This is a genomic window from Streptomyces sp. H27-H5 (assembly GCF_026627505.1).
In the GTDB taxonomy this organism is placed as follows: Bacteria; Actinomycetota; Actinomycetes; order Streptomycetales; family Streptomycetaceae; genus Streptomyces.
Genome location: NZ_JAPNLK010000224.1, coordinates 1 through 4,049 on the forward strand (window position 1 = coordinate 1; position 4,049 = coordinate 4,049).

General features: G+C 69.5%; 4 protein-coding genes and 1 pseudogene. 3 read left to right on the forward strand and 2 right to left on the reverse strand.

Annotated elements, in window-relative coordinates; genetic code table 11:
* Positions 1-208 precede the first annotated feature (208 nt).
* Entirely contained in the window at positions 209-814 is a 606-nt protein-coding gene (locus OTB19_RS41910; protein WP_267804117.1) for an alkaline shock response membrane anchor protein AmaP, read from the forward strand.
* A 578-nt stretch (positions 815-1,392) separates the two neighbouring features.
* Here OTB19_RS41910 and OTB19_RS41915 read toward each other — a convergent pair.
* Both OTB19_RS41915 and OTB19_RS41920 read right to left on the reverse strand, forming a co-directional pair.
* A pseudogene (locus OTB19_RS41915) lies at positions 1,393-2,060 on the reverse strand (nucleotidyl transferase AbiEii/AbiGii toxin family protein).
* A 5-nt stretch (positions 2,061-2,065) separates the two neighbouring features.
* A complete protein-coding gene (locus OTB19_RS41920; protein ID WP_267804118.1) occupies positions 2,066-2,458 on the reverse strand; it encodes a hypothetical protein in 393 nt (130 codons plus the stop codon).
* Between the two features lie 286 nt (positions 2,459-2,744).
* On the opposite strand from OTB19_RS41920, the gene OTB19_RS41925 reads away from it, so the two are divergent.
* Entirely contained in the window at positions 2,745-2,915 is a 171-nt protein-coding gene (locus tag OTB19_RS41925; RefSeq protein WP_267804119.1) for a DUF6042 family protein, read from the forward strand.
* Between the two features lie 99 nt (positions 2,916-3,014).
* Positions 3,015-3,731, forward strand: a complete 717-nt coding sequence (locus tag OTB19_RS41930) for a carbamoyltransferase N-terminal domain-containing protein (protein WP_267804120.1) — start codon at positions 3,015-3,017, stop codon at positions 3,729-3,731.
* The last annotated feature ends 318 nt before the right edge of the window (positions 3,732-4,049 follow it).

Consider the following 4,049-nt stretch of genomic DNA (forward strand, 5'->3'; position numbering starts at 1 on the left):
CACCCCCGAGGACGCACTCGACACCGCCTGCCACCTCCACCTCACCGGTCTCGACACCTGACACGGGCAAGCGCACGCCAAGCCCGACGTCAACCCCCGAAGGATTTACGACGCAGACCACTAAGGCTCCGCATCCGATAGCGCGCGTCCTAGCCTGCGGGGTCCTCGCGCACTGCCACCTGGCCAACCATCGTCCCTGGGACCTGCCATGCGAGCGCAACCTGCCGTCAACCGCGTCCTCCTGGCCTTGATCGGGGCTATCCTGCTCGGCACCGGATCCCTGGCCCTGGCCGGCGGACTTGACCTGTACCGCCGCTGGGACCTGCCTCAGCCACCCCGGTGGATTCCCACCAGCCCGCGTGAGGCCGCCCTGCGCTCCACAGCCCGCGACGGCATCACCACATGGCCGTGGGCCTGGCCGGTGTCCGTGACCTTACTGACCCTGCTCGTCCTGTTCGGGCTGGCCTGGCTGCTTCGGCAACTGCCCGGCGCCATGCCCCGCAATGCTCCCGTGGGTGGACCAGCGCAACGGGGACCCGTCACCGTACGTGGTTCCGCCTTGGCACAGGCCGTCCGGGACCAGATTCTGGCCGTCCCCGGAGTCCAGCATGCCCACGTACGCTTGATCGGTCCCGGCGCCGGCCCCCGCCTGGAGCTCAAGGTGACTCTGACCCCGACAGGCAACCCGCGCGCGGTCCTGAACAACCTGCAGGCAGGAGCGGTCCAGTCCGCCCGGGACTCGACTGGCTGGTCGCACCTGCCGGTCGAGATCCGGTTTGCCATCGCCTCCCACAAGGCGCGTCGCACCCTCTGATCGGCACCACTCACGTTGGCCGGGGTTTCAGCACGGAGCTGACGCGAAAACGAAGCAGCCATGGTTCCCTGGATCAGTGTCGGCCTCGACGCCCCACTCGGCGGATGCTGCCACCTCTTCGCGGCCCTCGCCGCGCTCTCCGTCTTGTCGCCTACTTTGCCCTGGTGGCGCCTGGAGAAGACCGCACTTGGCCTCTGTATCCCTCTGAGCTGCGATTATCGTCCCCTTGTTTTCGTTCTGTCTGATTCTGACGACGCATCATGTGGAGTGGTGGCGATCTTGGAGTCGGCCGCAAAGGGCTCCGGGCCTGCGATTTTGCCTCTGCATATTATGTGCGGTATGTGCGGTATCTTGGCGCTGAAATGATGCTCGTGACGCTCGTTCTGATGGCGTGTCGGGTGCGCCGGCGGGCTGGCTGGTCAGGCCACTGGAAGAGCAGTGTTGGCGAGCGAGGAGCTCTTCTTTTCGCCCCGTGAGAGGCCAGTTTGCCCAGTGCCGTGGGGATATTTCCACGGCACCGTACTTGCCCCTCGCTCGGCTTCCCCGGGCTCCCGTTTCCAGTGGTCGGCCAGATGTGATCAGTCGATGTCCGGATCATCCGACTCTTCGAGGAGTCGGGTCGCGAGGTCGTCGGCCCCCTCCACGGCCCAGGCACGAAGAGCGGTGATGGTGGCCTGGTCCAGGCCGTAGGCGGCGAAGGCTTCGTCGTCGGTCCACTCGGATCCGGCGAGGTTTGCCCGCAGGTCTTCGCGCTCGAAGCGGCCGCGGGCGTGGCGACGGCCGAATTCCTCGAGATCGACGGTGTTCCAACGGCGGGAGGCTGCGAACACGTCGATCAGGTCACGGGGCGCTCCGCGGTCGGCGAGGGCGCGGACCTTGGTCCCGATCACGTCCTCCTCCGCGAGGACGGGCCCGTACGGGCTCTGGGCGACCGGCCGCCAGAAGATCTCCTGAGGACGTCGACCTCGCAGTCCTGCCCGGTGGCCGGGTCGGTCACGGTGAAGCGGGCGGACAGCGGGGCGGTCTCCAGCGCGTGCACCTTCCAGCCGCGGGCTTCCAGGCCGGCGCGGAGCGTGGCCGCGATGTCGGCCATGGGCGCCGGGTTCTCGGTGGCGACATCGAGGTCCTGGCTGGGGTGGTTCACGAGGCGGTGCGCCCGCACGGCATGCCCGCCAGTGAGGACCAGGGGATACGGGGAGCCGAGGGCGATCAGATCCGCCAGGAGCCGCGCGTGCAGCTCCGGCATGTCCGTCACGCGGCTGCCTGGGTGCGGGAGGCGAGCTGAGCGAAGGCGTCCTCCCACACGGTGCGCACGGTGCGGCCGACGAGAGTGCGCAGCACCGGCCACAGCTGGAGGAGCAGGTCCTGGTTGAGGTAGCGGGGCAGGTCGTCGTGCAGGCCCTCATGCAAGACAGTGCGGTACAGGCCCATGCGTTGGCGCGGCTTGCCCAGGTTGTACGAGGTCATCCCGGACCAGGCCATGTGCAGCGGCAGCTCGACGGCCCCCTGGGTCGGGCCGTGCAACTCGTCCAGCGACTCCGGCAGACGGCACCGGAACTTCTCCCGGTACAGCGCGAGGTCCTCGGCGTCCGTGCCCGAGAGGTTCTTCGACGCGGGTGCGGGGTGGTGCGGGCTGGAGGGCACCCCATTGTGGCGGCAGCTTCCCGCTCGCCGAGCAGCTGGACGCGGCCGATCGCCGGCCGACATCCACCGGCAGGAAAGTCGGAACGGTCCGCCGCCGCGGCAAACTCGTTGGCGCGGGCGTCTCTGGACATGCGGACGAGGGCAATGCGGTAAGGGCTGAGTTGGCTCCGCGATTACCGCTGCGCGGGACGGCAACCAAGGCCCAGATCCGCGCCTTGGTTGCCGGGAAGGAGGCCGGCTGCACCGACGTACTCACCGTGGCCGGGCTCCCTGTCCCCGCCACGGCATGGGACTCGCCGAGGTGATGGTCGCGCTCGGCATCGCCTCCCAGACCAGCGGTGTGTGGTCCCTGCCCGTCACGCTCCCGACCCCCGAAGACGAACTGCCACTTGCTCGCACGCGGATCTCCGGTCTGGCCCGCCTGCGGGCAGCACAGGGCCGCCCGCTCGAAGGCTGACGAGCGACCCAGTCGCTGGGTTGTACGCAGCAGGCGTACAGGCGCATGTGCGCCCTCGTGCATCGCGGGCCTCCGCTTCTGCAGTGGAGAACCCAGGCCTTGAGGAGGCTGCTGTGGCAAGGATCGTGGAGGGGAAACACCGGTCGCCGATCGGGGACGACGGGCACCAGCCGAATCGGCCCGTACCGCCGCCCCCTCCTCCTCCTTTGCTTCCACCCCTCCGCCTGCCTGGTCCTCGACGGGAAGGTGGTCGCCTTCGCCGAGGAGGAGCGCCTCTCCCGCCGCAAGCACCACAAGGGCTCCCGCTCCTGCGCGGTGGCCGCGGCCTACTGCCTGTCCGAGGCCGGCATCACCCTGGCCGACGTTGTCGAGACCGCCATCGCCTTCAACCTGGCCTGGCCTACGCCGAGCAACATCTGCACGGACGCCGAGCTGATCGCCGAACTCCTCGCCCCTGCCCTGTTCGGCCACCACCGGCCCCGGCAGGTCACCGTGGTCGAGCACCACCTCGCGCACGCCGCCTCCGCCTTCCACCCCAGCGGCTTCGACGAGGCCGCCGTCCTGGTGGTCGACGGCTCCGGCGACGGCGTCTCCGCCACCCTCGCCCACGGCACCGCCGACGGAATGAAGGCCCTGCGCCAGTTCCCGTTCAGCCAGTCGCTGGGCTGGTTCTACGAGACCGTCGCCGAACACCTCGGACTCGGCGACTGGACCAGCTCCGGCAAGCTCATGGGCCTGGCCGGCTCCGGCAACCCCGACCGCTACACCCTCGACTTCCTCACCGCCCGCGCTGGCGGCTCGTCGAGAAGGAGCTGAGCGACGTCATCGTGACGGCCGCAGTGGCACGTGCCACCATCAGCCCGGACCCGGTGAAGGCGCTCGCCGGCCGTGTCCAGGGCCTGCTGGCGCGCCTCAGCCTCGACTGACCCCGGCCGGCCGCCACGCGGAAGGGCCCGCACGGACGTGCGGGCCCTTCCGCGTCATCCCCTACTTTGCGGACGCACACGTCCTAGTGCAGCGCGTCGCAGGTCCTTTGCCGGTTGGGCGTGGCTGGATTGGTGACGCTGTGTGAGCGCGCAGGCATCCTGCGGGAAGCGGTCCTCGGACGACCCGGCTTCGGTCCGGCACACGGTG

Coding starts and splice junctions, on each gene's coding strand:
- OTB19_RS41910 (WP_267804117.1), top strand. CDS start 209: ATGCGAGCGCAACCTGCCGTCAACCGCGTCCTCCTGGCCTTGATCGGG.
- OTB19_RS41925 (WP_267804119.1), top strand. CDS start 2,745: ATGGGACTCGCCGAGGTGATGGTCGCGCTCGGCATCGCCTCCCAGACC.